At 62.7% G+C, this 22,123-nt stretch carries 21 protein-coding genes; 8 read left to right on the top strand and 13 right to left on the bottom strand.

The genetic code is table 11. The features are described from left to right. Positions 1 to 229 precede the first annotated feature (229 nt). The 3 genes from AC0KWY_RS15240 to AC0KWY_RS15230 are packed head-to-tail and all read left to right on the top strand — an operon-like array spanning position 230 to position 3,172. Entirely contained in the window at positions 230 to 1,189 is a 960-nt protein-coding gene (locus AC0KWY_RS15240; RefSeq protein WP_474026342.1) for a site-specific integrase, read from the top strand. After that, a complete protein-coding gene (locus tag AC0KWY_RS15235) occupies positions 1,186 to 2,160 on the top strand; it encodes a tyrosine-type recombinase/integrase (RefSeq protein WP_474026341.1) in 975 nt (324 codons plus the stop codon). Before AC0KWY_RS15240 ends, AC0KWY_RS15235 begins: the two co-directional genes overlap by 4 nt. Further along, complete coding sequence (locus AC0KWY_RS15230; protein ID WP_474026340.1) at positions 2,153 to 3,172, top strand: tyrosine-type recombinase/integrase; 1,020 nt, start codon at positions 2,153 to 2,155, stop codon at positions 3,170 to 3,172. The genes AC0KWY_RS15235 and AC0KWY_RS15230 overlap by 8 nt, the downstream gene beginning before the upstream one ends. Before the next feature lie 391 nt (positions 3,173 to 3,563). Here AC0KWY_RS15230 and AC0KWY_RS15225 read toward each other — a convergent pair whose 3' ends face one another. The 4 genes from AC0KWY_RS15225 to rng form a co-directional block, all read right to left on the bottom strand. Further along, positions 3,564 to 5,390 (bottom strand): DUF4365 domain-containing protein, encoded by a 1,827-nt coding sequence (locus AC0KWY_RS15225; protein WP_474026339.1) that lies wholly within the window; start codon positions 5,388 to 5,390, stop codon positions 3,564 to 3,566. A gap of 339 nt (positions 5,391 to 5,729) precedes the next feature. Beyond that, on the bottom strand, positions 5,730 to 6,590 hold the full coding sequence (locus AC0KWY_RS15220) for a DUF6387 family protein (protein ID WP_474026338.1): 861 nt from the start codon (positions 6,588 to 6,590) through the stop codon (positions 5,730 to 5,732). A 43-nt stretch (positions 6,591 to 6,633) separates the two neighbouring features. Then, on the bottom strand, positions 6,634 to 7,884 hold the full coding sequence (locus AC0KWY_RS15215) for a tyrosine-type recombinase/integrase (RefSeq protein WP_474026337.1): 1,251 nt from the start codon (positions 7,882 to 7,884) through the stop codon (positions 6,634 to 6,636). Between the two features lie 178 nt (positions 7,885 to 8,062). Further along, on the bottom strand, positions 8,063 to 9,514 hold the full coding sequence (gene rng, locus AC0KWY_RS15210; RefSeq protein ID WP_474026336.1) for a ribonuclease G: 1,452 nt from the start codon (positions 9,512 to 9,514) through the stop codon (positions 8,063 to 8,065). 34 nt (positions 9,515 to 9,548) lie between these two features. Between rng and trhP the strand changes: the two genes are divergently transcribed. Both trhP and AC0KWY_RS15200 read left to right on the top strand, forming a co-directional pair. Next, positions 9,549 to 10,823 carry a prephenate-dependent tRNA uridine(34) hydroxylase TrhP gene (gene trhP, locus AC0KWY_RS15205; RefSeq protein ID WP_474026335.1) on the top strand — a complete coding sequence of 425 codons (1,275 nt, stop codon included), beginning with the start codon at positions 9,549 to 9,551 and terminating at the stop codon, positions 10,821 to 10,823. Positions 10,824 to 10,866: 43 nt separating this feature from the next. Continuing rightward, positions 10,867 to 11,946: an acyltransferase family protein gene (locus AC0KWY_RS15200; protein WP_474026334.1), complete on the top strand. Its 1,080-nt coding sequence runs from the start codon at positions 10,867 to 10,869 to the stop codon at positions 11,944 to 11,946. Here the strand turns inward: AC0KWY_RS15200 and AC0KWY_RS15195 are convergent. Beyond that, positions 11,943 to 13,901 carry an acetoacetate--CoA ligase gene (locus AC0KWY_RS15195; RefSeq protein WP_474026333.1) on the bottom strand — a complete coding sequence of 653 codons (1,959 nt, stop codon included), beginning with the start codon at positions 13,899 to 13,901 and terminating at the stop codon, positions 11,943 to 11,945. The two genes, AC0KWY_RS15200 and AC0KWY_RS15195, sit on opposite strands and share 4 nt — an antisense overlap. A gap of 115 nt (positions 13,902 to 14,016) precedes the next feature. On the opposite strand from AC0KWY_RS15195, the gene AC0KWY_RS15190 reads away from it, so the two are divergent. Then, complete coding sequence (locus AC0KWY_RS15190; RefSeq protein WP_474026332.1) at positions 14,017 to 14,790, top strand: enoyl-CoA hydratase; 774 nt, start codon at positions 14,017 to 14,019, stop codon at positions 14,788 to 14,790. A 3-nt stretch (positions 14,791 to 14,793) separates the two neighbouring features. Here AC0KWY_RS15190 and AC0KWY_RS15185 read toward each other — a convergent pair whose 3' ends face one another. Then, on the bottom strand, positions 14,794 to 15,393 hold the full coding sequence (locus AC0KWY_RS15185) for an isochorismatase family protein (RefSeq protein WP_474026331.1): 600 nt from the start codon (positions 15,391 to 15,393) through the stop codon (positions 14,794 to 14,796). Positions 15,394 to 15,485: 92 nt separating this feature from the next. On the opposite strand from AC0KWY_RS15185, the gene AC0KWY_RS15180 reads away from it, so the two are divergent. Both AC0KWY_RS15180 and AC0KWY_RS15175 read left to right on the top strand, forming a co-directional pair. Beyond that, positions 15,486 to 16,472: a GlxA family transcriptional regulator gene (locus AC0KWY_RS15180; RefSeq protein WP_474026330.1), complete on the top strand. Its 987-nt coding sequence runs from the start codon at positions 15,486 to 15,488 to the stop codon at positions 16,470 to 16,472. A 3-nt stretch (positions 16,473 to 16,475) separates the two neighbouring features. Next, positions 16,476 to 17,573 carry a hypothetical protein gene (locus tag AC0KWY_RS15175; RefSeq protein ID WP_474026329.1) on the top strand — a complete coding sequence of 366 codons (1,098 nt, stop codon included), beginning with the start codon at positions 16,476 to 16,478 and terminating at the stop codon, positions 17,571 to 17,573. Here the strand turns inward: AC0KWY_RS15175 and AC0KWY_RS15170 are convergent. From AC0KWY_RS15170 to AC0KWY_RS15140, 7 genes are all read right to left on the bottom strand, one after another. Then, entirely contained in the window at positions 17,570 to 18,448 is an 879-nt protein-coding gene (locus tag AC0KWY_RS15170; RefSeq protein WP_474026328.1) for an FIST N-terminal domain-containing protein, read from the bottom strand. The two genes, AC0KWY_RS15175 and AC0KWY_RS15170, sit on opposite strands and share 4 nt — an antisense overlap. An 81-nt stretch (positions 18,449 to 18,529) precedes the next feature. Next, positions 18,530 to 19,114 carry a Maf family protein gene (locus AC0KWY_RS15165; protein WP_474026327.1) on the bottom strand — a complete coding sequence of 195 codons (585 nt, stop codon included), beginning with the start codon at positions 19,112 to 19,114 and terminating at the stop codon, positions 18,530 to 18,532. Then, positions 19,114 to 19,584 carry a 23S rRNA (pseudouridine(1915)-N(3))-methyltransferase RlmH gene (gene rlmH / locus AC0KWY_RS15160; protein ID WP_474026326.1) on the bottom strand — a complete coding sequence of 157 codons (471 nt, stop codon included), beginning with the start codon at positions 19,582 to 19,584 and terminating at the stop codon, positions 19,114 to 19,116. Before rlmH ends, AC0KWY_RS15165 begins: the two co-directional genes overlap by 1 nt. Next, positions 19,581 to 19,946 (bottom strand): ribosome silencing factor, encoded by a 366-nt coding sequence (rsfS, locus tag AC0KWY_RS15155; RefSeq protein WP_474026325.1) that lies wholly within the window; start codon positions 19,944 to 19,946, stop codon positions 19,581 to 19,583. Before rsfS ends, rlmH begins: the two co-directional genes overlap by 4 nt. Further along, positions 19,946 to 20,599 (bottom strand): nicotinate-nucleotide adenylyltransferase, encoded by a 654-nt coding sequence (nadD, locus tag AC0KWY_RS15150; protein WP_474026324.1) that lies wholly within the window; start codon positions 20,597 to 20,599, stop codon positions 19,946 to 19,948. Before nadD ends, rsfS begins: the two co-directional genes overlap by 1 nt. Next, positions 20,592 to 21,365 (bottom strand): BPSS1780 family membrane protein, encoded by a 774-nt coding sequence (locus AC0KWY_RS15145; RefSeq protein WP_474026323.1) that lies wholly within the window; start codon positions 21,363 to 21,365, stop codon positions 20,592 to 20,594. The genes nadD and AC0KWY_RS15145 overlap by 8 nt, the downstream gene beginning before the upstream one ends. Positions 21,366 to 21,368: 3 nt before the next feature. Continuing rightward, positions 21,369 to 22,115, bottom strand: coding sequence for a BPSS1780 family membrane protein (locus tag AC0KWY_RS15140; protein WP_474026322.1), 747 nt, complete (start codon positions 22,113 to 22,115; stop codon positions 21,369 to 21,371). Positions 22,116 to 22,123 lie beyond the last annotated feature (8 nt).

Below are 22,123 nucleotides of genomic sequence, written 5' to 3'. Positions count from 1 at the left end.
GGCGACTTCCTGTCCTACGACGGTTGACCTGCCCATTGCAGCCGTTCGTGGCGCGGCACTCCAACGGCAGGATTGGCCGATTATGCAGAGCCCCCGATTATGTGGACTTGCCAGAGAGTGAAGCCGCGAAAGCGGCGCCATTTGGGGCTTGGCGGCGACTGATATCGCTGAGAGGTCAACATAATTTTCGCGGTCGTCTGAAGTGGTAATTCCACTTCAGGAGGCCGTTATGAACCAAGTCACTCTGTCACCAGCGGCGCCAAGCGCCCGCCAATCCGCTGCGCAGTCGGAACAAATTTCCGAGGAGTTGCGCCGCTACGACGAACACCTACGCAATGTACGAGGGCTGGCGGCGGCAACGCGTGTCGATTTGATTCGCGTCGCAGGCTGGCTGCTGCGGCAACAGTTCGAGGAAGGTGCCGTCGATATGGCCAAGCTACAGCCCGACGATGTTCGCCGATTCCTCGCCAGCCAACTCGACGCCCATCGAACTGCCTCCAACGCATCGCGGTTGGCGGCGGCGCTTCGAAGTTACTTCCGATATCGGACCACCTGCGGCGACCCGGTCGGCAGACTGACAGCTGTCATCACGAACCCGGTTCACTGGAAGCTGGCGTCCTTGCCACGCGCCCTCAAGCCGGACGAAGTCGAGCGCCTGCTGAACTCGTTCACCGCCGATCGTCGTTGGCCGAAGCGGGGCTATGCCATCGTCCGTTGCGCCCTGGACATGGGGCTGCGCTCCTGCGAAATCGCGCATCTCATGTTGGCCGACATTGACTGGCATGCCGGCACGGTGACGCTGCGCGGCACGAAGTCGCTGCGGCAGGACATCCTGCCCTTGCCGATGGAGACCGGCCAAGCCTTGGTCGACTACCTGCAACACGAGCGACCCACCGCAGTCAATCCGGCCGTCTTCGTCCGGCACGGGGCGCCGTACGATCAACCCATCACTCCGAATGCCATTCGGAACGTAATTCGCCGTGCCTACCACCGCATCGGCCTTACCCATTCCCGCTCGCATGCCCTGCGCCATACCCTGGCATGTCGCCTGGTGGAGAGCGGCAGCTCGCTCAAGGAAGTGGCCGATGTCCTGCGCCACCGTTCACTGAGCACGACGCTGATCTACGCCAAGCTCGACACGCCGAAGCTGTCCGCCGTGCCGCTGCCCTGGCCGGGGAGCGGATCATGAGCCGGCGCATCAGCCTGCAGGCGAGAATCAACGACTACCTTGCCGAGCGCCGTCGCCTGGGCTTCGAGTTGCACTCGCGGGACACGCTCCTGGCAAGTTTCGCCCGCTACGTCGCCGGTCGACATCACCGAGGGCCACTGACCGTCGATCTCATGGCGGATTGGGCACGGCGCGACAAAGGAAACCGGGGAACACCAGGCACCTGGGCGCATCGCTTGGCGTTGCTGCGGCCCTTTGCCCGCTACCTGAAACAGTTCGAGCCCGATACCGAGGTGCCGGATGAGTTGATCTTCGGTCCGGAGCCGGGACGGGTTGCGCCCCACATTTACCGCGAGGACGAGATCGTCGAATTGCTGGCGGCGGCTCGCCAGCTCGGGCCTCGCGGCAGTTTGCGCCCGATGGCCTTCGAGACGTTGTTCGGACTGATGGCTTCGACCGGACTGCGGGTCTCCGAGGCCCTTCACCTGCGCGACGCCGATGTCGATCTCAAACGCGGGATGCTGACCATCCGGCAAACCAAGTTCGCAAAGTCCCGGCAATTGCCGCTGCACCCGAGCACGGTCGAGGCATTGGCGCACTACCGGTGGCAACGCACCCGGCATGTTCCGAGCACCGGCGACACCCCGTTCCTGATCAGCAGCCGTGGCCGGCGGCTGGGGCAGCCGCTCGGCGACCGGCAGGCCCACCGGGTCTTCAATGCCTTGCGGGACAGCCTCGGCTGGGTCAATCGCGGGGCGCATGAAGCGCCACGGCTTCATGACCTGCGCCACACCTTTGCCGTCCGGCGCCTGATGCGCTGGCATGCCGAGGGAACCGATATCGATCAGATGATGCTGGCGCTGTCAACCTACCTGGGCCACGCCGAGATCTTCTACACCTACTGGTATCTGACGGCCGTTCCCGAATTGATGGCGCTGGCCGGCGGCAAGTTCGAGCACTTCGTCGATTTCCCGGGAGACGGCGATGAGTAAGGCCAAGCCCCAAAAATCGCCGCCGTCATTTGCCGCGCTCGTCCAAACCTACTTCACCGAGCATCTGACGCAGCACCGGGCGTTGAGCCCGCAAACGATCGCTGCCTACCGCGATGCCTTCATGCTGTTTCTTGGGTTTGCCGAGTCCCGTCTCGGCAAGACGCCGACCACGATGGCGCTGGCCGACATCACGCCGGATCTGATCATGGCCTTCCTCGATCATCTGGAATGCCAACGACACAATTCCGTGCGTAGCCGCAATGCCCGTCTGGCGGCGCTGCGGTCGTTTCTGAAATTCGCCGCCCACCGGGACGTGTCGTCGTTGCAAGTGATTGAACGCGCCCTCGGCGTTCCCGTGAAACGCTTCGAGCGACCGATGTTCGGCTACCTGTCTCGCGAGGAAATGCTGGCGGTGATCGGCACGTCGGACGGAACCTGGACCGGCCAACGCGATCAGCTGCTGTTCCTGCTGCTCTACAACGTCGGCGCACGCGTTTCGGAAATCACCGCGGTCAAGGTCGGCGATGTGGTGCTCGAGGCGGGCGCGGCTTGCGTTCATCTGCATGGCAAGGGCCGCAAGCAGCGCAGCGTTCCACTGTGGCGCTCGACCATCAAATCAATCCGGGCCTGGCTGAAAGTGAATCCGCAGTTCGATGCAGCGTCAGCGCTGCTGCCCAATCGCGATGGCCAAGCGATGTCACGATCCAACGTAGCGAAGCGTTTGGCGCTGGCGGTACAAGCCACCGCTGAAACTCTCCCCAACTTGGCAAAGCGGCACATCTCGCCTCATTCCATTCGCCACACGACGGCCATGCATCTATTGCAGGCCGGCGTCGACATGAGTGTGATCGCACTTTGGCTCGGCCATGAAAGCCCGGAAACAACCCACCAATACGTCGAGGCTGATCTGGCGATGAAGGAACGCGCTCTGGCTCGGCTGCAGGAACCCAAAGCAAAAATCTGCCGCTACCGTGCACCTGACTCGTTGACCGACTTCCTGAAAACGCTTTGATTATGTGGAGATCGGAATTCGCGCCTGCCGCTGCCATCCAGCGGTTGGCGAGTGATCCAACTCGAAGCTCCACATAATCGGGGGCTCTGCATAATCGGCCTTATGTAGAACTCTACATAAGGCCGACCTGCCGCCGGCTTGAAAATTTCCACGATTGACCGAAGGTCGGCCGAAGCGGCCGGTGAGTTCGGAACGGAAATTAAGGCTAGCGAATGACCGGTTCAAAATTCCACGGATGCGTACTTGTGCGACAAAGCAGCCAGATGACTTGTCCAAAATTGGCCGTCCGACGTCCACTTCAGCAGCCGGGCAGGCACAAAGCGATGCCTCGCCGACCAGTCCGCAGAAGTGTAGTGACATATGCAACTACCCGTGATCACCCCCGTGCCAGTCAGTACATGCGGTCGCCCTCAAAATACATCTCTCCAGCATATTTCAGCACTTCAAGGGACGTTGAAAATCTCTCTGCTATCGCGATTTTCCTCGGCAGTACCCTATCAAAGATTCGAATAACTTCTGGTAGTGCCCTCTCAACCGCTTGTGCGGAGCTTTCATCGAGGTGCGGCGCCCACGAAATAGATAACGCGGCGATATTCTCGAACGATTCGATGATGTAGGCATTTACCTCAATCGATTCTTCATCGCGCACATGGGTTGCAAGAGCAGTGCAAGACTCACGAAGCAGCAACTCAGCCTGCTGGGTATCAAAGGCAATATCAGCGCGGAAGCGTTGCAGCACAACTCGTCTGATTGAGAGATCGATTGGGAGACCCGGCTCACACTTGGTCCCGTCAACGATCCACCCTTCAGGGACATCCCGTGCAAGACGACTGATGCTGTTTAGCAATTTATCATTGAGCGCAGATGATCCTTCATGACCGGGCAATTGGCCAAGAGTCATTGTTTTTTCGATGCAACTTCTGACAGTTCCTTGTTCAAACTCCGACCAGTTACGGGCTTGCGGAATCAGTCCGACAGCAGGAGCAAACATCGGGGTCCTGATTGCACCCGAGATGTACTCGAATTCATCCGTGCAGAGGTTTGCCTCCTCTAGTGGCGCAAACACAAGCTCGGCGTCCAAAAGTCTCCGCTGCAGCATATCGAGTTCGCTCCGTGGGCATTCCCACGGCAGGAACTGACCCAGCATGTGTTCACGTAGTGTGGTTTGAAATAGCCGGTCGGCCGGAGTTGTAGCGACGCTAGCCAGCAGTTCAACCGCTACATCGTGCTCACATGACACAAAATAGTAGCCAGGCCAGCTTCTTGCACGCCTTCCAATTTGCCGAATGAAGCCAGTCGGCGGTTCAAATGCGTACTCATGATCCGATATTAAACTCGAGCCAATCTTGGCATAGCTTAACCAGCCAGTGAGATCTTTTCCAAGAGCGTCAGAAGAGTCTTCAGACTGCTGGATGCTGAAACGAATGGGGCTGCACACGAACGCAAGCCATTCACCTTTAGGAACTTGATAGGTAACACTCGACAACTCTTTGGTCAGTAAATCGGAGAATTGAGCGAGATCAGAGGTCGGAACGCGGAAGGACATGCCGGAAAAAAATTGACCGTCTAGTGTTCGTAGCGAGGTTGTCCACGCGGGGAGAGCGTCCCGGTGTACGGATGTATAGGCCGACCGACCCTTGTGAACGCGTCCTAAATGGAGCAGATTACTCGTGTCCGCAGCCGGAAAAACGCGGTAGCCCGGCATCAGTACAGGGAACACGTTCCGCTCCACAGATTCAGAATGTGCCTTCAGCAGACCGGCGTAAAAGTACGTGAGCGATGAAATAACTTGCGCCTGCTGTTCAGCCAATACCCCGTCATGGCTTACGTGTAGCGTCATCTCCTTGCTTGATAGAGACGAAACTTTTGAACGAATTTGCTGAGTGGCATCTGCCCAAAATGTCACTTTGGATTTACGGTCGTAGACAACCAGGAAAACAGGGTAATAGGCGAGCAGCCAAGCGCGGCACGTCTCGGATGCAATCCGAATGCTGAAGTCCCCGGACTTTAGTCGCCGTACTTTGCTGTCAGCATCAGCGGACGATTTAACTTGGCAGCGAAAGTGCAAAGGCGTCCGGTAACTCTCGATAAAAACATGGCAATTCAGATCTTCGCCGTAGTCACTCTGGATTATGTCCGCAGTCCAGCCCCATTCTGCGAGAAGCAGGGCGACCGCCTTCTGGCCAACATCACCGGTAACATGTTGTTCTGGTCTCATCCGCTATTCGTCTCTTAGCGTTCCATCCGATGCAATCAAATATGCAGCACCCTGGCGAAATGCAGGTGTTAGGGTAAATCATGGTCCCGGTCTGATGCCGAATTATTCATGTCGCGTGTCGAGCAGATGCTGGTTTTGAGGTGGCCTTATCGTCTGCTTCCGGCCTATTGTACGCATTCGGCATCTTGACTGAAAAGCGGTCGCTTATGACCTTAATCGCCATGACGCTCACCGGCCGCTTTGGCCCATTTCCGGTCCTCGGCCTCGGATAGGGGTAGGGAACGACGCTCGCCGTCCGCTCATTCCGAACCCGGTGTGCGGTTTTCCCGCGGCGGGCTCTCAGGCGCTGGCGCTTAGTTTGGTACGCAACTGAAAAACCAAGGCATCAATGACTTCTTCGCTCGCAATCTCCAATGCATTCGGGCGGATTGTTTTACGGATTTGAAGATCTGTTGCTGAAATCTTGTTGGGAAAAAGTGCTTCTGCGATTCTAAATTGAGTAATTTTCCTGCTTTGCGTTTCTGCCCATAAAGTTAGGTCAAGGTACGCAAGCAATCGTTGATCATGCCAACGAATGAAATCGGCTTCTGTGAATGCTCGCCGAATTGGTGCTATTCCTGCTTCATGTCGCGTAGTCTTTAGCCAATCCTTGAAGAAATTGATGAGTGCATCATCAGGCGATCCTAAATCTACAGAAACAAGAAATTTACGTTCTTTCGTTCCGACTTCCCGATGCATTTTCCATGCAGCTGTATTGTTGATCACTTTCTGTCCGCGCCGAATTTCCTCTTCAAATTCTCCGTCAATGATTTCATTTCCGTCTTCATCTACATCGAAATCATAAAAAGCAGCATGCGTGCACCTGTTTGACCACTCTTGATAGGGCGGTTCATTAAAGGAAAAGTAACCTTCAAAGAATTCTGATACGGTTTGATCGGTGACGGGAGGCGGTTGCTTTTTCATAGATACAGCATATGAATGCTTCTCGACGGGGTTCTTCAGTAGCTTCTCTGCTCTTTCGCGAGCGGTGCGCAAGAGATTCTCTGGCGTTTTCTTATCTTTTCCAGAATCGCATGCAAGCTCCCAGTTTTGCCGAAGATTCCCGCGAACCACGAGCGCTGAGGTCCAGTCTTCCAGTGACCAAGAAGCACAAACGTCGTATGCCTTTATGTCAAATTCTTTAGGTATGCCGGAGGTCAAGGGAAATGTCTATTCATTGTCAGTATCTGAAGCCAAGGTTCGTTTAGTAGGCCTTTGCATTCACGACCGACTGTGGAGAAACTTTATTTTCAGCACTTACGGATTGGCATGCCAACAAGAACTGAGCCCATAAGTGAAGGGCAGTACGGCGCTCTTCATAGTAGGAATGCTGGTCATAAATGCCCTCAACGCCAGGAAGTTTATGATTCAGGCACATTTCTGAAATGTCGCGCGACACGCCAAGTTTCCGCAGATGGCTTTTCATCGTGCTGCGAAGATCATGCGGAGTGAAACGACGAATGGCTGGGGTGTGATTTGCTATCCAATAATCAATTGCCGCTCGAATCGAATCCTTAGATACATACGTATCACCATCGTATCGCTCACATCGTGTTCGCAAGCGAGCCGGCAAGACATAGACTGAGTTACCGGCTAGCTCAAACAGTTGCTTAAACCAATCAACAACACAAGGTGCCAACGGGATATCCATAGCAGGCCCAGTTTTGCTTTGTGGTATGTGCCAGCGCGCTTCCTTGATGAATACATTCTCTCTCAACGCGGTATAAAGCTCGGAACCTCTCACTCCTGTTGCCAGTAGTATTTGTACTGACAGAAGGTTGTCTGATTTCATTTGTGCATTCATCAGCACGTACAACTCATCCGCACTCAGCATTAGCCGCTTCCTAATCTCAGGCCGTTTGCCAATAATGGCCTCCAATTGGATACCTGCACATGGACTGGCAAAGATGAGTTTCTTACCCGTCGCATGCTTGAAAATGCCAAGAAGAACACACCAAAGAGTAAAAAGCTCCACCCAACCGGTTTTGACGCGCTCAATCTGCGCGATAACATCAGCGGGGCCGACCGATTGAACGGACATGGCACCCATGCCATTTTCGATCCGTTTTAGATTTCTACCGTAGCTACGTTGAGTGCTTTCAGCCAGATTCTTGAGTACCAACTCACGATAGTCTCTGATCAACTCACGCACCGTCCAATCTCGGCGAGCTTTAGTCTTGCGCACCTCATCTGCCGGATTTACTCCGTCAAGAATGGCCAAGCGCTTCTTAGATGCCGTTAAGCGAGCATTAGCTAGCGACACATCTGGATAGCGCCCAAGAGTAACCTCTTGCCTACGACCTCCGTGTTGGTAGCGTAAGACCCAGGTTGCCGCACCGGCTGCTGACAGCGTAAACGTGAGACCTGCGCCATCTGACTTCGCCACCGGCAAACCTGCACGAACCCATTTCCGTAGTTGGATATCCGTCAGTAAGTTGGATTGGATTTTGGCCATCGTCGTGACACTCCGAAATGCAATGGGTAGCCAGCAACCCGGCTACCCATCTAGCTACCCATGAAAGGGCTATTTCGATTATACGGAGATCAACGGCGATTAACACTATCTAGGCACAACCCTTGTTAAATGGTGCATTACAAGGGCAATTCATATACGTCGATGAATTGAAATTACGCTACATCAAAACAATGTCGTACTGCTCGGGTGAATAACTCGGTTCGGACTGCAGGGAAACCGCCTTGCCGATGAAGTCGGAAAGCATCGCCAGCGATTGCGATTCCTCGTCGAGGAACAGGTCGACGATGGCCGGACCAGCCAGGATGCGGTACTCGCGGGCGTTGAACTGGCGCGCCTCGCGCAGCAGTTCGCGGAGGATTTCGTAGGCGACGGTACGCGCCGTCTTCACCTCGCCGCGACCGCCGCAGGTCGGGCACGGCTCGCACAGCACATGCGCCAGCGATTCACGGGTGCGCTTCCTGGTCATCTCGACCAGGCCGAGGTGGGTGAAGCCGTTGACCGTCAGCCGCGTGTGGTCGCGCGACAGCGCCTTGTTGAACTCTTCCAGCACCGACTTCTTGTGCTCCTCGTTTTCCATATCGATGAAATCGACAATGATGATGCCACCGAGGTTCCGCAAACGTAGCTGGCGGGCGATGGTGACCGCCGCCTCGAGGTTGGTCTTGAAGATGGTGTCGTCGAAGTTGCGCACGCCGACGAAGCCGCCGGTATTGACATCGATGGTGGTCATCGCCTCGGTCTGGTCGATGATCAGGTAGCCGCCGGACTTCAGGTCGACGCGGCGGGCCAGCGCTTTCTGGATTTCGTCCTCGACGCCGTGCAGGTCGAACAACGGCCGCTGGCCGATGTAATGTTCGAGCAGCGGCCGCACCGCTGGCGTGTATTCATCGGCGAAGGCCGTCAGTTTCTGGAAGTTTTCCCGCGAATCGATGATGATCTGCGTCGTTTCTGGATTGACGAAGTCGCGCAATACGCGCTGACCGAGCGACAGCTCCTGGTAGAGCAGGCTGGGCGGCGCACAGGTACGCGAACGCTGGCGGATGTCGGCGCAGATTTTCTTGAGGTAGGCGATGTCGGTGGCGAATTCCTCGTCGCTGGCATTCTCGGCCATCGTCCGGACGATGAAACCACCCGATTCGTCGGCTGGCACCAGCCGGGTCAGGCGCTCGCGCAGCAGTTCGCGCTCGGTTTCGTCCTCGATCCGCTGCGAGATGCCGATGTGCTTCTCCTGCGGCAGATAAACCAGCATGCGCCCGGCGATCGACAGTTGCGTCGTCAGCCGTGCCCCTTTGGTGCCGATCGGGTCCTTGACCACCTGGACGACGATGCTCTGGCCTTCGGCGAGGATTTTCTCGATCGGCCGCTCGGTGGCCGACTCGCGCGGCTGCCAGATGTCGGCGACGTGCAGGAAGGCGGTGCGTTCGAGGCCGACATCGATGAAGGCAGACTGCATGCCGGGCAGGATGCGGACGATGCGCCCGAGATAGACATTGCCGACCAGCCCCCGGCTGGCCGTACGTTCGATATGGAGCTCCTGGACGACCCCCTGTTGCATCACGGCAACGCGGGTCTCCTGGGGCGTGAAGTTGATCAGGATTTCTTCGGTCATGAGGGTAGAATTCGCGGTTTTTCAAGATTTTACTATGCGCAAGGCGCCTGAACTCCTCGCCCCGGCCGGTTCGCTCGAAATGATGCGCAGCGCCTTCGCCTTCGGCGCCGACGCGATCTATGCCGGCCAGCCGCGCTACAGCCTGCGCGTACGCAACAACGCCTTCGGCGACCTGACAATCCTCGGCGACGCCATCGCCGAAGCACATGCCGCCAGCAAGCAGTTTTTCGTCGTCAGCAACATCTACCCGCACAACGCCAAGCTGAAGACCTACCTCGACGACATGGCCCCGGTCGTCGCGCTCAAGCCGGACGCGCTGATCATGTCCGACCCGGGGCTGATCGACATGGTGCGCGCGCAATGGCCGGAGCAGGTGATCCATCTGTCGGTGCAGTCGAACACGGTGAATTGGGCGGCGGTCAGGTTCTGGCAGAAGATGGGCGTCAGCCGCGTCATCCTGTCGCGCGAACTGTCGCTCGACGAGGTCGCCGAAATCCGCCAGCAATGCCCGGACATCGAGCTCGAAGTCTTCGTGCATGGCGCGCTGTGCATCGCCTATTCCGGCCGCTGCCTGCTCTCCGGTTATTTCAACCACCGCGACCCGAACCAGGGCACCTGCACCAATTCCTGCCGCTGGGACTACAAGGTGTCGACTTCCGATGGGCAGCCGGTCAATTTTTACCAGAGTCCGGAGCAGGAAATCCTGCTCGAGGAACGCCAGCGCCCCGGCGAACTGATGCCGATCGAGGAAGACGAGCACGGCACCTACATCATGAATTCGAAGGACCTGCGCGCCATCGAGCACGTGCATCGGCTCACCGAGATCGGCGTCGATTCGCTGAAGATCGAGGGCCGCACCAAGAGTCCCTACTACGTCGCCCGCACCTGCCAGGCCTACCGCCGGGCGATCGACGACGCCGTCGCCGGCCGCCCCTTCGACCCGAGCCTGCTCGGCGAACTGGAAAACCTCGCCAATCGAGGTTACACCGACGGTTTCTACCAGCGCCACCACGACGCCGATTACCAGAACTACCTGCGCGGCCACTCCGAATCGGACCGCAGCCAGTATGTTGGCGACGCCGTCGCCTTCGACGCAGCGCGCGGCCTGATGCAGGTCGCCGTCAAGAACCGCTTCGCGCTCGGCGACCGCATCGAATGCGTGCATCCGCGGGGCAACCTGCGGGCGACCATCGGCCGCATGGAAAACGCGGCCGGCGAACCCGTTCCCGTCGCCCCGGGCAGCGGCCACACGGTGTGGATTGACCTGCCTGCCGGGCACGCCGGTTCATTCGTCAGCCGCCTATTCTGAAACCGATTTTGTGCACCGCAACAATTCGCGTAACATGATCGTCATGAAACCGACAACTTCGCGCATGCCCCTGCTCGATGCGCTCAAGGCTGCCGCCTCGCAGCTGGTCCTGTTGCACCACTTCGCGCTCTACGGCCCGCTGGCCGTGGCCTTCGGCGCGACTTTCCCGGAAGTTGCCGAATGGCTGGTCGATTACGGACGGATGGCGGTCCAGGTCTTCCTCGTCTGCGCCGGCTTCCTCGCTGCCCGCGGCCTGGCGCCGGACGGTCGGATACGGGCGGGCAACCCGCTGCCGCTGATCGGGCGTCGCTACCTGCGCCTCGCCCTGCCCTTCGTCGCTGCGATCAGTATCGCCGTCATCGTCTCGGCCATCGCCGACCAGTGGCTCGACGATCCGGCGGTGCCCGACCGCGCCACCTTCGGCCAGTGGCTGGCCCATGTCTTCCTGCTGCACGGCGTGCTCGGCGCCGAATCACTGTCCGCCGGCGTCTGGTACGTCGCCATCGACTTCCAGCTCTACGCCCTGATGGCGCTGCTGCTGTGGCTGGGGCGCAAGCCGCCCGGCGCGCTGCTGGCAGTGCTCGGGCTGGCGCTTGCCTCGCTGTTTCATTTCAACCGCGACAGCTGTCTCGACAACTGGGCGATCTACTTCTTCGGCTCCTACGGCCTCGGCGCCGCGGCCTGGTGGGCGTCGGCGCGCGGCCGCCTGCGGCTCTGGCTGGGGCTCATCGCCACCGTCGGCATCGCCGCGCTGGTCGAGGACTTCCGCCTGCGCATCGCGATTGCCCTGGCAGTGGCGCTGCTGCTCGCCTTCAGTCGGCGCAGCGGCCTCCTCGAACGCTGGCCGCAAGGACGGCCGGCGGCCTTCTTCGGGCGCATTTCCTACTCGGTCTTCCTCGTTCACTTTCCCGTCCTGCTCCTCGCCAACGCGCTGTTCGCCAACAGCGCCCCGCGCGATGCTGCGGCGATCACCTGGTGGACGCTGGTCACCTGGGGCGCCTGCATCGGCGCCGGCATGGCCTTCCATCGCTGGATCGAAGTCCCGGCCGGCAAGGTGCAGATGCCGGCCCTGCTCCGCCAGTGGGGCCGCCGCGCCCTGCAGGCCCTGCCCGGACGCGGTTAATTGGCCAGTTCGGGGCGCCGCCGGAAACCTTCCAGCGCTTCCGGGTTGGCCAGCGCCTCGACGTTCTTCACCGGCCGCTCGTGCACCACGTTGCGCACCGCCAGTTCGACGATCTTGCCCGACTTGGTGCGCGGGATGTCCGGCACCTGGACGACCTTCGCCGGCACGTGGCGCGGCGTCGTGTTGGCGCGGATCTGCTGCTTGATGCGCTCGACCAGCGCGGCGTCGAGCACGGCGCCCTCGGCCAGCTTGACGAAGAGCACCACGCGCACGTCGTCGTTGCGGCCCGGCGGCCAGTCCTGGCCGATCACCAATGACTCCAGCACTTCCGGCAACTGCTCGACCTGACGGTAGATTTCGGCGGTGCCGATGCGTACGCCGCCCGGATTGAGCGTCGCGTCGGAGCGGCCGTAGATGATCATGCCGTCGTGCGCGGTCAGTTCCGAGAAATCGCCGTGGCACCAGATGTTGTCGAAGCGTTCGAAGTAGGCGGCGCGGTACTTGCTGCCGTCGGCATCGTTCCAGAAGCCGACCGGCATCACCGGAAAGGGCCGGGTGCACACCAGTTCGCCCTTCTCGCCGCGCACCGGCCGGCCGTCCTCGTCGAACACGTCGACCGCCATGCCCAGCCCGCGGCACTGGATTTCGCCGCGATAGACGGGCAGTACCGGATTGCCGAGGACGAAACAGGAAATGATGTCGGTGCCGCCGGAAATCGAGGCGAGCAGGATATCGGCCTTGACCTCGCGATAGACCCAGTCGAAGCCTTCCGGCGACAGCGGGCTGCCGGTCGAGAACAACGCGCGCAGGGCGCCCAGGTCGTGCGTGCGTGCCGGCGTCAGGCCCTGCTTGGCGGCGGCGTCGATGAATTTGGCCGAGGTGCCGAAGTGGCTCATGCGCTCGGCCTCGGCGTAGTCGAACAGCACCCGGCCGCCGGCTGCGAATGGCGAGCCGTCGTAGAGCAGCAGCGTGGCGCCGGCGGCCAATCCCGAAACCAGCCAGTTCCACATCATCCAGCCGCAGGTGGTGAAATAGAACAGGCGGTCGCCGGGGCGCACGTCGCTGTGCAGGACATGCTCCTTGAGGTGCTGCAGCAGCACGCCGCCATGGCAATGGACGATGCACTTGGGGACGCCAGTGGTGCCCGACGAGTACATGATGAACAGCGGATGGTCGAAGGCGACCCGGTTGAACACCGGCATCGTCGCCGCATCGGCCACCGGCAGCGCCGGCCAGGCGACGGCGTTGGCGATACCGCCGATTTCCGGGGCTTGACTCAGATACGGCACGACCACGGTCTTCACCAGCGACGGCATCTGCGCCACGACTTCCGCGTTCTTGGCCAGGCAATCGACCGCCTTGCCGTTGTACCAGTAGCCATCGACGCAGACCAGCACCTTCGGCGCGATCTGACCGAAGCGGTCGAGCACGCCCTGCACGCCGAAATCCGGCGAGGCCGACGACCAGATGGCGCCGAGCGCCGTCGTCGCCAGCATGGCGGCGAGCGTTTCCGGCAGGTTAGGCAGGTAGCCGGCGACGCGGTCGCCTGCACCAACCCCGGCATCGATCAGGAAACGCTGGAAGCGGGCGACCTCGCGGCGCAGTTCGCTGCGGCTCATGCGCCGCTTGACCTTGTCCTCGCCCCAGAACACCAGCGCTTCGCCGTCATCGGCGTGGCGCAGCAGGTTTTCCGCGTAGTTCAGGCGAGCCCGCGGAAACCAGCGCGCGCCGGGCATCTTGCCGCCATCCTCGAGCACCGTCTCGCCGCGCTCGCCGACCGCAGCGCAAAAGCGCCAGACCTGCGGCCAGAATTCCTCAGGCCGGTCGACCGACCATTGCCACAGTTCGGCGTAGCGGCCGTGGCCGGTCGCCTGCATGAACTGCGCCATGCGGGTGTCGCCGACGGTGGCCGGATTCGGGGTCCACAACGGGGTCGCGGCTATCGGATAGGTCATCTTGTCTCCTCCGGGATGGTTTTTCGTGACAGCTTAGCAGGTTAACGTTAACGTCAACTGTCGCGCGCCGGACAATGCGGCGCCAGCCTTCAACAAGAATATCCAGGAGAATCCAATGAGCAACGTCGTACTGAGCGAAATCCACGGCAAGGTCGGCCTGATCCGCATCAACCGGCCGGAGGCGATGAACGCGCTGAACAACGAGGTGGTCGACGGCATCGCCGCCGCCATCGACGCCTTCGAAGCCGACGAGAACATCGGCTGCATCGTCCTCACCGGCAACGAGAAAGCCTTCGCCGCCGGCGCCGACATCGGCTTCATGAAGGACTTCGACTACATGCACGCCTACAAGACCGACTTCATCACGCGCAACTGGGAGCGCATCAAGACCACGCGCAAGCCGGTGATCGCGGCGGTGGCCGGCTTCGCGCTGGGCGGCGGCTGCGAGATGGCGATGATGTGCGACATGATCTTCGCCGCCGATACCGCCAAGTTCGGCCAGCCGGAAATCCGCCTCGGCACGCTGCCCGGCGCCGGCGGCACGCAGCGCCTGCCGCGCGCCGTCGGCAAGGCGAAGGCGATGGACCTGTGCCTGACCGCGCGCATGATGGACGCCGCCGAAGCCGAAAAGGCCGGTCTGGTCGCCCGTGTGATTCCGGCCGAGCAACTGCTGGACGAAACGCTGAAGGCCGCCGCGACCATCGCCGGCTATTCGCTGCCGGTGGTGATGATGATCAAGGAATCGGTCAACCGCGCCTTCGAATCCTCGCTCAACGAAGGCCTCTTGTTCGAACGCCGCGTTTTCCACGCGGCCTTCGCCCTCGAAGACCAGAAGGAAGGCATGGCCGCCTTCGTCGAAAAACGCAAACCGGCGTTCAAGAACCGCTGAGGTTCAGTCGGGAATAGCAGCGACCTCGCGGACGATCGCCGCCTGCGTGTCGCTGAGGCCGACCAGGCTGGCCTCGTGCAGCAACTCGGCGGCCAGCACCCCGCCCAGCCCGTCCGGCAGCGGGCGGGTAGCGCAGGCCGGGGCGACGACGGTGCACCGGAAACCGCGCCCGGTCGCCGCGCGCACCGTCGAACTGACGCAGTTGTGGGTCATGAAACCGATGACGATCAGGTTCTGCCGCCCTGTGGCTGCCAGCACCGCCTGCAGTTCGGTACCGGCAAAGGCGTCGGCCAGCGTCTTGTTGACGACGCTTTCGCCGGGCAGCGGCTGCATTTCGTCGAGCGGCCGGTAAGCAGGTGTTTCCGGGTTGAACAGCGGCCCGGCGCCGCGATGCAGAACGTGCACGACCGGTGTGCCGGCAGCGCGAGCACGCGCCAGCAAGCGGGCACCGGCAGCCAGCGCGCTGGCGATGCCGGGCAAGGCCAGTTGGCCGTCGAGGTATTCGCGCTGGGCGTCGATGATCAGCAACACGCTGTCGGCGAGCCGGTTCGGCGGGCTTGGCGGAGCGAAGCGCTGAAGGATGGTGAAGGCGTCGGTAGTCATGGCAATCTCCGTGTAAGTGGGCAGGGCAATGATGCGCGTCGGCAAAAGGCGGCGACAGCGGCATAATTGACATTCTTCGTGCCGAATCTGCCATGACCGCCCTCGCCCTCCTCGTTGCCCCCGGCTCCACGCCATCGAGCGTCACCAGCACGCTGGACATGGTCGCAGTCGCCCGCCGCCATCCGGCCGCCGCCGACTGTCGGCTCGACCTGCTGTCGGCGCAAGGTGGCGAGATCGAACTGGCGCCCGCCCTCCGTTTGCAAACGACGGCGCTGCCGGAGAGCCTGACCGGCTACGCGGCGATCCTCATCTCCGGCTTCTTCGCGGCTGATATCGACGACCTGGTGCGCCAGCTCGGCACCGTCTGGCAACCGGCAATCCGCCGCCTGACGGCGCTGCCGGCAGATCGCCTGGTCGCCGCCAGTTGCTACGGCAGCTTCGTTCTCGCCGAAAGCGGACGCCTCGACGGGCGTCCGGCAACCACCCCGTGGTGGCTGGCCGACGCCTTCCGCCAGCGCTATCCGCAGGTCCGACTCGACGCCGACCAGGCGCTGGTCGACGCCGGCCCGGCAATCACCGCCGGGGCGATGACGGCGCATGTCGACCTGTCGCTGCATGTCCTGCGCCGCCTGTTCGGCGCCCCGCTCGCCCGCCAGGTCGCCGGCATCATGCTGGTCGATGGCGCCCGCCGCTCGCAGCGGCCGTTCAAGTCCCTGCCGCAGCGCTTCGCCGACCCGCTGGTCGACGCGGCGGCGGCCTGGATGAGTCGCCGCGCCACCCAGGATTTCAGCACGCACGAACTCGCCGCCGCGCTGGCCGTCAGCTACCGCACCCTGCACCGGCGTTTCGTCGCCGCTGCCGGCATGGCGCCGCTCGCCTACCGGCAAGCGCTGCGCATCGAACACGCCCGCGAACTGCTGGAAACGACGCGCGACAGCGTCGAGCGCATCGTCGAAGCGGTCGGCTACCGCGACAGTTCTGCCTTCCGCCGCCTGTTCGCGCGCCAGGTCGGGCTCAGCCCGGCCGAGTATCGCCAGCGCTTCCGCCACCCCGAGCCCACTTTTCCGGAGACCGACTGAGCCATGCATCTGTTTGCCGACATCACCGCCCACGGCTTCGGCCACCTGGCGATCAGCGCGCCGGTCCTCAACGCGCTGGCCGAGATCGCGCCCGAACTGCGCCTGACCGTGCGCAGCCGCTTGCCGCTCGCCAAACTGCGCGAGCGGATCGCCCCGCCCTTCACCCTGATCGAAGCCGCCAGCGATTTCGGCTACGTGATGCACGACGCCCTGCGCGTCGACCGGGAGGCCAGCGCCGCCGCCTACCGTGCCGCACACGCCGACTGGCCGGCGCGGGTTGCGGCGGAAGCGGAATTCCTGCGTTCGCTGGCGCCGCACGCGGTGCTCAGCAACGTTGCCTACCTGCCGCTGGCCGGCGCCCGGCAGGTAGGCATTCCGGCGCTGGCGATCTGCTCGCTGAACTGGGCCGACCTGTTTGCCCACCATTTTCCCGGCGAACCCTGGGCGCCGCCGATCCATGCCCAGATCCTCGCCGCCTACCGCGACGCCGACGCCTTCCTGCGCCTGACGCCAGGCATGCCGATGCACGACCTGGCCCGCGTCGAACCGATCGCCCCGATCGCCGCCCGCGGCACCCGGCACGATCTCGGACTCGGCACCGGGCGCAAGATCCTGATCGCCCTCGGCGGCTTCGACCATCGCCTGCCGGTCGACGACTGGCCGCGGCTGCCCGCCACCCGCTGGCTGGTACCGGCCAGCTGGCAATGCCGGCACCCGGACGCGGTCGCCTTCGATGACCCTGGGCTGAGTTTCACCGACCTGCTCGCCTCGGTCGATGCCGTGATCACCAAGCCAGGCTACGGTTCTTTTGCCGAAGCCGCCTGCTGCGGCACACCGGTGCTTTACCTGCGACGCGACGACTGGCCGGAGCAGGATTGCCTGATCGACTGGCTGGAGCAGCATGGCCGCTGCCGCGAAATCGCCGCCGACCGCCTGCGCCGGGGCGACATCGTGCGCGACCTGGAAACCCTGCTGGCCCTGCCGGCACCACCTTGCCCGCAGCCGGACGGCGCACTCCAGGCGGCGCGCCGCATCCTGGCGACGGTCCAGGGCGGGAGCGCAGCAAACGGCGGGCGGCAGCTTACTGCGAACACGCGCTAGGAAGTCGCCAGGCGCTGCAGCAGGGTGAGTTGGGCGACCGCCTCCTGCATCGCCTCCATCCCCTTCGCCAGTTCTTCCAGGCCGGCCATGGCGGCTGACGAACTACTGCCAGTCGTTGCGCATGACGGCGATGAAATCGGTGGCCTTGAGCAGGTGCAGGCGGTCGCCGAATTCGAGGTCGCAGAAGAAGGCGATACAGTCGCTGCGGATTTCCGCGACCGAGCGGATGAAGTATTCGTCCTCACCTTGAGCGCGAAGGTCTTGCCCTCCTGTTGCCGTGCCAGATCGCCGCAGCCGCAGCGCAGATGCGCGACGAGCACGTCGAGGATGGGCTGCGGCCGGCCGTCGCTGCCGAACAGCGAGGTGACGGTACGGGCAACCGGGTCGGCCTCGGCAACCAGCCAGCTTTGCTGGGTCGGTTCGAAGTTCTGGCTCTTGAACGGGGCAAAGGATTTGCCCTCCGCCATCTGGCAGAAGACCAGCACCGCCTTGCCCTGCAACACCGAGCCGCCGATCGCCAGGCAGGGGAAACGCCCGCTCTGATACCAGGCCTGCATCAGGAAACCTTCGGACGCCGACAGGCCGTCGCAGAAGACGAGGGCGAAGCGCCGGCGGGCGCCGGTCGACGACAGGCTGAGCACCGAGCGGCCGCTGCCGGACAAGCGCTGCCAGGCGGCGCTGACCCGCGAAAAATCGGTTTCCGGCGGCACGAAGGAGAGCAGCAGGCCGGCTTCGCCGGCGACCCCGAGCTGGCTGAAGTCGGTCGGCGGAACCTTACAGTCGAAACGCCCGCTCTGCGGCTGGCCCGCCTGGCGGGATGTGGATGTCGGCCGGTTTTCCGGCGTGTCGCTGGAAAACAGCGAAAACAGGCCCATGATCTCTCTCCTCGCTTGTCGTTATGAGGAGCAATGTCAAGGGCACCCCGACCGCACGCAAGCGCGGCCGGCGGCTTCGACTCAGAAGCGCCAGCCGAACTGCTTGAGCAATTCGCCGGTCTCGCACACCGGCAGGCCCATGATGCCGGTGTAACTCCCGGCGATGTGGGCGACGAACAGCCCGGCCCGGCCCTGGATGCCATAGGCGCCGGCCTTGTCCATCGGCTCGCCGGAGAGGACGTAGTGGCGGATCTCGTCGTCGGCAAGTTCGCGGAAACGCACTTCGCTGACCGAGAGAACGAAGGCGCAGCGCTCGCCATCGGCGACGGCGACGGCGACGCCGGTCAGGACGCGGTGCGTCTGCCCGGACAGGCGGCGCAGGATGACCTCGGCGTCGGCGGCATCGACCGGCTTGCCGATGATTTCGCCAGCGAATTCTAGCGTGGTGTCGGCAGCCAGCACCGGATGCGCGACCAGATGGCGTTCCTTGAGCAGGTGCAGGCCGTGCGTCGCCTTCGCCCGCGTCACGCGTTCGACATAGGCGGCGGCAGGCTCGCCGGGCAAGGGGGTTTCGTCAACATCGCCGATCAGAGTGTCGAACTCGACGCCGATCTGGTGCAGCAGTTCGCGGCGGCGCGGGCTGCGCGAAGCAAGGTAGAGACGCATCAGCCTTCCCGGTGGTAGGGGTGGTTCTTGAGCACGCTGACCGCGCGGTACAACTGCTCGCACAGCAGCAGGCGCGCCATGCCGTGCGGCAGGGTCAGGCTGGACAGGCGGATCTTCTCGGCAGCGCGCTGCTTGAGCGCCTCGTCGATGCCGTCGGCGCCGCCGATCAGCAACGCGACGTCGCGCCCGTCCTGCATCCAGTGTTCGAGCCGCTGGGCCAGCTTCAGCGTGGTCAGGTCGTCGCCCTTCTCGTCGAGGACGACCAGGCGGCACGAGGTCGACAGAGCGTCCTCGATCCGCCCGCGTTCGGCGGCGAGCAGTTGTTCCCGGGTTTTCGAGCCGCGCGGTTCGGGCTTGATCTCGACGACGCTGGCCGCCGCCTCGCGCGGCATGCGCTTGAGGTATTCGGCGCAACCGGCGCCGACCCAAGCGGGTTGCCGGTGGCCGACAGCGAGGACCGCCAGTTTCATTCGCCGGCCGTAACGCCCGCCAGTTTGCGCCGCTGGGCCGGGGTCACCTGCCAGAGTTCCTCGAGGTTGTAATAGGTACGCACCGCCGGCTGCATGACATGGACGACCAGATCGCCGATATCGACCAGCACCCATTCGCCGGCGTCCTCGCCTTCGACCGAGACGATTTCGCCGCCGGCCTCGCGCACCTTCTCCTGAACGTTGCGGGCCAGCGCCTTGACCTGGCGGTTGGAATCGCCGGTGGCAATGACCAGGCGATCGAACATCGAGGTCAGCTTGGTGGTGTTGATCACTTCGATGTCCTTGCCCTTGATGTCTTCGAGGGCGGAAACGACGATTTTTTGCAGCTTGCGGATGTCCATCAGGGGTTTCTATAAAGGGAATGGGCGCGAATATAGTCGAGAACGGTGTCCGGCAGCAAATAACGCGCCGACAGGCCGTTGGCCAGCAGCTTGCGGATCTGCGTCGCCGAAATGGCAAGCTGGGTCATCGCGAAGGTGACGATGCCGCCGCCGGGCGACGCGCGCAGGCCGCCCGCGTCGGCCAGTCGGCGCTGGTGAAAGACGGCAGCCAGTTCCGCCGGCAGGCTGGCAGCTTCGACCGGGAACCCCGGGCGGTGCGAGACCGCGACATGGGCGAGTTCGAGGATGTCGTGCCAGCGGTGCCAGCCCGCCAGGCCGGCGAAGGCATCGGCGCCGACGAGCAGGACCAGCGGCCGGGCGGCACCGAGTTCGGCGCGCAGGCGTTCCAGCGTGTGCACCGTGTAACTCGGCGCGCTGGCGTCGACTTCGGCGGCGTCGACCGCGAAACGGGGATTGTCGGCGGTGGCCAGGCGGACCATCGCCAGCCGCTGCTCGCCGGTTACCTGCGGTACCCCGCGGTGCGGCGGATTGCCGGCGGGCAGCCAACGCACGCCGCCGAGGCCGAGATGGGCGAGCGATTCCTCCGCCAGCCGCAGGTGCCCGAAATGCACCGGATCGAAGGTGCCGCCGAAAATCGCCAGCGGCTCAGACAATTTCGGAGATGCCGAAGATGTCGCGATAGACGACGTAAAAGCTGGCGAATACGGTCGGCGCGATGACCAGTCCCATGATCAGCGTCACCAGCGTCGTCGCCAGGCCCTGCAGGCCGGGTAGCAAGCTGAGCAGCAGCCCGAGCAGCAGGCCGGGCAGCATGGCGGCGACGATCAGCAGCCCCAGCCCATAGACGACGAAGGGCCGCCAGTTCATCCGGCAGGCGACGAAGCTGAAGAACAGCGATTTGCCGAGCGGCAGCCGGTGCCAGGCGGCGAGCACCGGCGCGAACCACCAGGCCATCAGCACCGGCACCATGCCGATGACGACGATCAGCACCGAAAAGCTGAAGTCGGCATCCTCGACCAACGCGCGCTCGGCGCGGCTGTCGGCGAGCATGTACTTGAGCAGGGCACCGCCGTCGGCAACCGTCGACAGGCCGAGCACGGCGAAAGTCGCCAGCAGGTAGAGGGCACCGAGCACGAGCAGGGTCCGGGTGTTGTCGCGGAAACCGCCGAACAGGGTCTGGATGGCGACCGGCTGATGGCGCTCGATGTTGCGGGCGGCCAGCATCAGGCCGACCGACAGGCCCGGGATGACCAGCGAGGCCGCCAGCGCGCCGAGCATCGGAAACAGGTTGAGAAAGACGACGATGAACCAGTAGGTGATGACCAGCAGCGACAGCATCAGCGGGCTGCGGCGGTAGATGGCGAAGCCACCGAGCACCCATTGCCAGCCGTGCGCTGCCGGAAGCGTCTGCGCGCGCATCGCTCAGGCCCCCGCAAAGATGTCGCGGTAGGACGCGTAGACCGCCGCCGAAAAGATCGGCAGCAGCAGCAACAGCCCGAGACCGATCGGCAGCATGGCGAAGAACGCCGCCACCACCAGGAAGGTTCCGAAGATCACCATCACCAGCCAGTTCTTCGCCCCGGCGGCGAAACTGGCCTTCATTGCTGCCAGCGGCGCCATGCCGTGAAAATAGACCAGCGCCGGCGCGAACCAGGTGGCCATGATCACCGGCACCGAGAGCAGCATGACGAGCAGGCCGGCCAGCATGAAACCGCCGAAGGCGATGCCGAAACCGCCGATCCGCCCGGAAATCGCCCCGCCCAGCAAACCGCCGCTGATCAGCAGGAAGGCGATCAGCGCGATACCGAAGACGCCGATGGCGAAGAACACGCCGACCATCACCAGTTGCCCGGCATGCTGGCGGAAGCCGGCGAACAGGTCGGCGATCTGCGGTTCGCCCCCATCGGCAATGGTCCGTGAGATATGCAGCATGCCGGCGCCGAACAGCGGCACCAACAGGTGGGCGGCAACCTGCCCGAACAGCGGCACGATCGATATCGCCATCAGGATGACCAGCAGCAGGATGCTCGCCCCCAGCCAGATGCCGGGGTGGGCAAGAAACATCGCCCAGCCCTGGGCGAGCCAGTCGAAACAGGCGCCGGCGTCAACCTCGCGGCTATCGCCCTTGAAGGGCGCGGGGGGAATCGGGAATTGCGGACTTTCGCTCATGGCCGGAT

Source organism: Azonexus sp. MM2026_4 (genome assembly GCF_055901855.1).
Note: the sequence above shows the minus strand (reverse complement) of the source record. Positions and strands in the feature narration are given on the sequence as shown.

Coding starts and splice junctions, on each gene's coding strand:
- AC0KWY_RS15140 (WP_474026322.1), bottom strand. CDS start 22,115: ATGAGCGAAAGTCCGCAATTCCCGATTCCCCCCGCGCCCTTCAAGGGC.
- trhP (WP_474026335.1), top strand. CDS start 9,549: ATGCGCAAGGCGCCTGAACTCCTCGCCCCGGCCGGTTCGCTCGAAATG.
- AC0KWY_RS15180 (WP_474026330.1), top strand. CDS start 15,486: ATGACCGCCCTCGCCCTCCTCGTTGCCCCCGGCTCCACGCCATCGAGC.
- AC0KWY_RS15235 (WP_474026341.1), top strand. CDS start 1,186: ATGAGCCGGCGCATCAGCCTGCAGGCGAGAATCAACGACTACCTTGCC.
- AC0KWY_RS15225 (WP_474026339.1), bottom strand. CDS start 5,390: ATGAGACCAGAACAACATGTTACCGGTGATGTTGGCCAGAAGGCGGTC.
- AC0KWY_RS15165 (WP_474026327.1), bottom strand. CDS start 19,114: ATGCGTCTCTACCTTGCTTCGCGCAGCCCGCGCCGCCGCGAACTGCTG.
- AC0KWY_RS15195 (WP_474026333.1), bottom strand. CDS start 13,901: ATGACCTATCCGATAGCCGCGACCCCGTTGTGGACCCCGAATCCGGCC.
- rlmH (WP_474026326.1), bottom strand. CDS start 19,584: ATGAAACTGGCGGTCCTCGCTGTCGGCCACCGGCAACCCGCTTGGGTC.
- AC0KWY_RS15215 (WP_474026337.1), bottom strand. CDS start 7,884: ATGGCCAAAATCCAATCCAACTTACTGACGGATATCCAACTACGGAAA.
- AC0KWY_RS15240 (WP_474026342.1), top strand. CDS start 230: ATGAACCAAGTCACTCTGTCACCAGCGGCGCCAAGCGCCCGCCAATCC.
- AC0KWY_RS15200 (WP_474026334.1), top strand. CDS start 10,867: ATGAAACCGACAACTTCGCGCATGCCCCTGCTCGATGCGCTCAAGGCT.
- AC0KWY_RS15190 (WP_474026332.1), top strand. CDS start 14,017: ATGAGCAACGTCGTACTGAGCGAAATCCACGGCAAGGTCGGCCTGATC.
- AC0KWY_RS15185 (WP_474026331.1), bottom strand. CDS start 15,393: ATGACTACCGACGCCTTCACCATCCTTCAGCGCTTCGCTCCGCCAAGC.
- AC0KWY_RS15170 (WP_474026328.1), bottom strand. CDS start 18,448: ATGGGCCTGTTTTCGCTGTTTTCCAGCGACACGCCGGAAAACCGGCCG.
- AC0KWY_RS15145 (WP_474026323.1), bottom strand. CDS start 21,365: ATGCGCGCGCAGACGCTTCCGGCAGCGCACGGCTGGCAATGGGTGCTC.
- rng (WP_474026336.1), bottom strand. CDS start 9,514: ATGACCGAAGAAATCCTGATCAACTTCACGCCCCAGGAGACCCGCGTT.
- AC0KWY_RS15175 (WP_474026329.1), top strand. CDS start 16,476: ATGCATCTGTTTGCCGACATCACCGCCCACGGCTTCGGCCACCTGGCG.
- AC0KWY_RS15230 (WP_474026340.1), top strand. CDS start 2,153: ATGAGTAAGGCCAAGCCCCAAAAATCGCCGCCGTCATTTGCCGCGCTC.
- rsfS (WP_474026325.1), bottom strand. CDS start 19,946: ATGGACATCCGCAAGCTGCAAAAAATCGTCGTTTCCGCCCTCGAAGAC.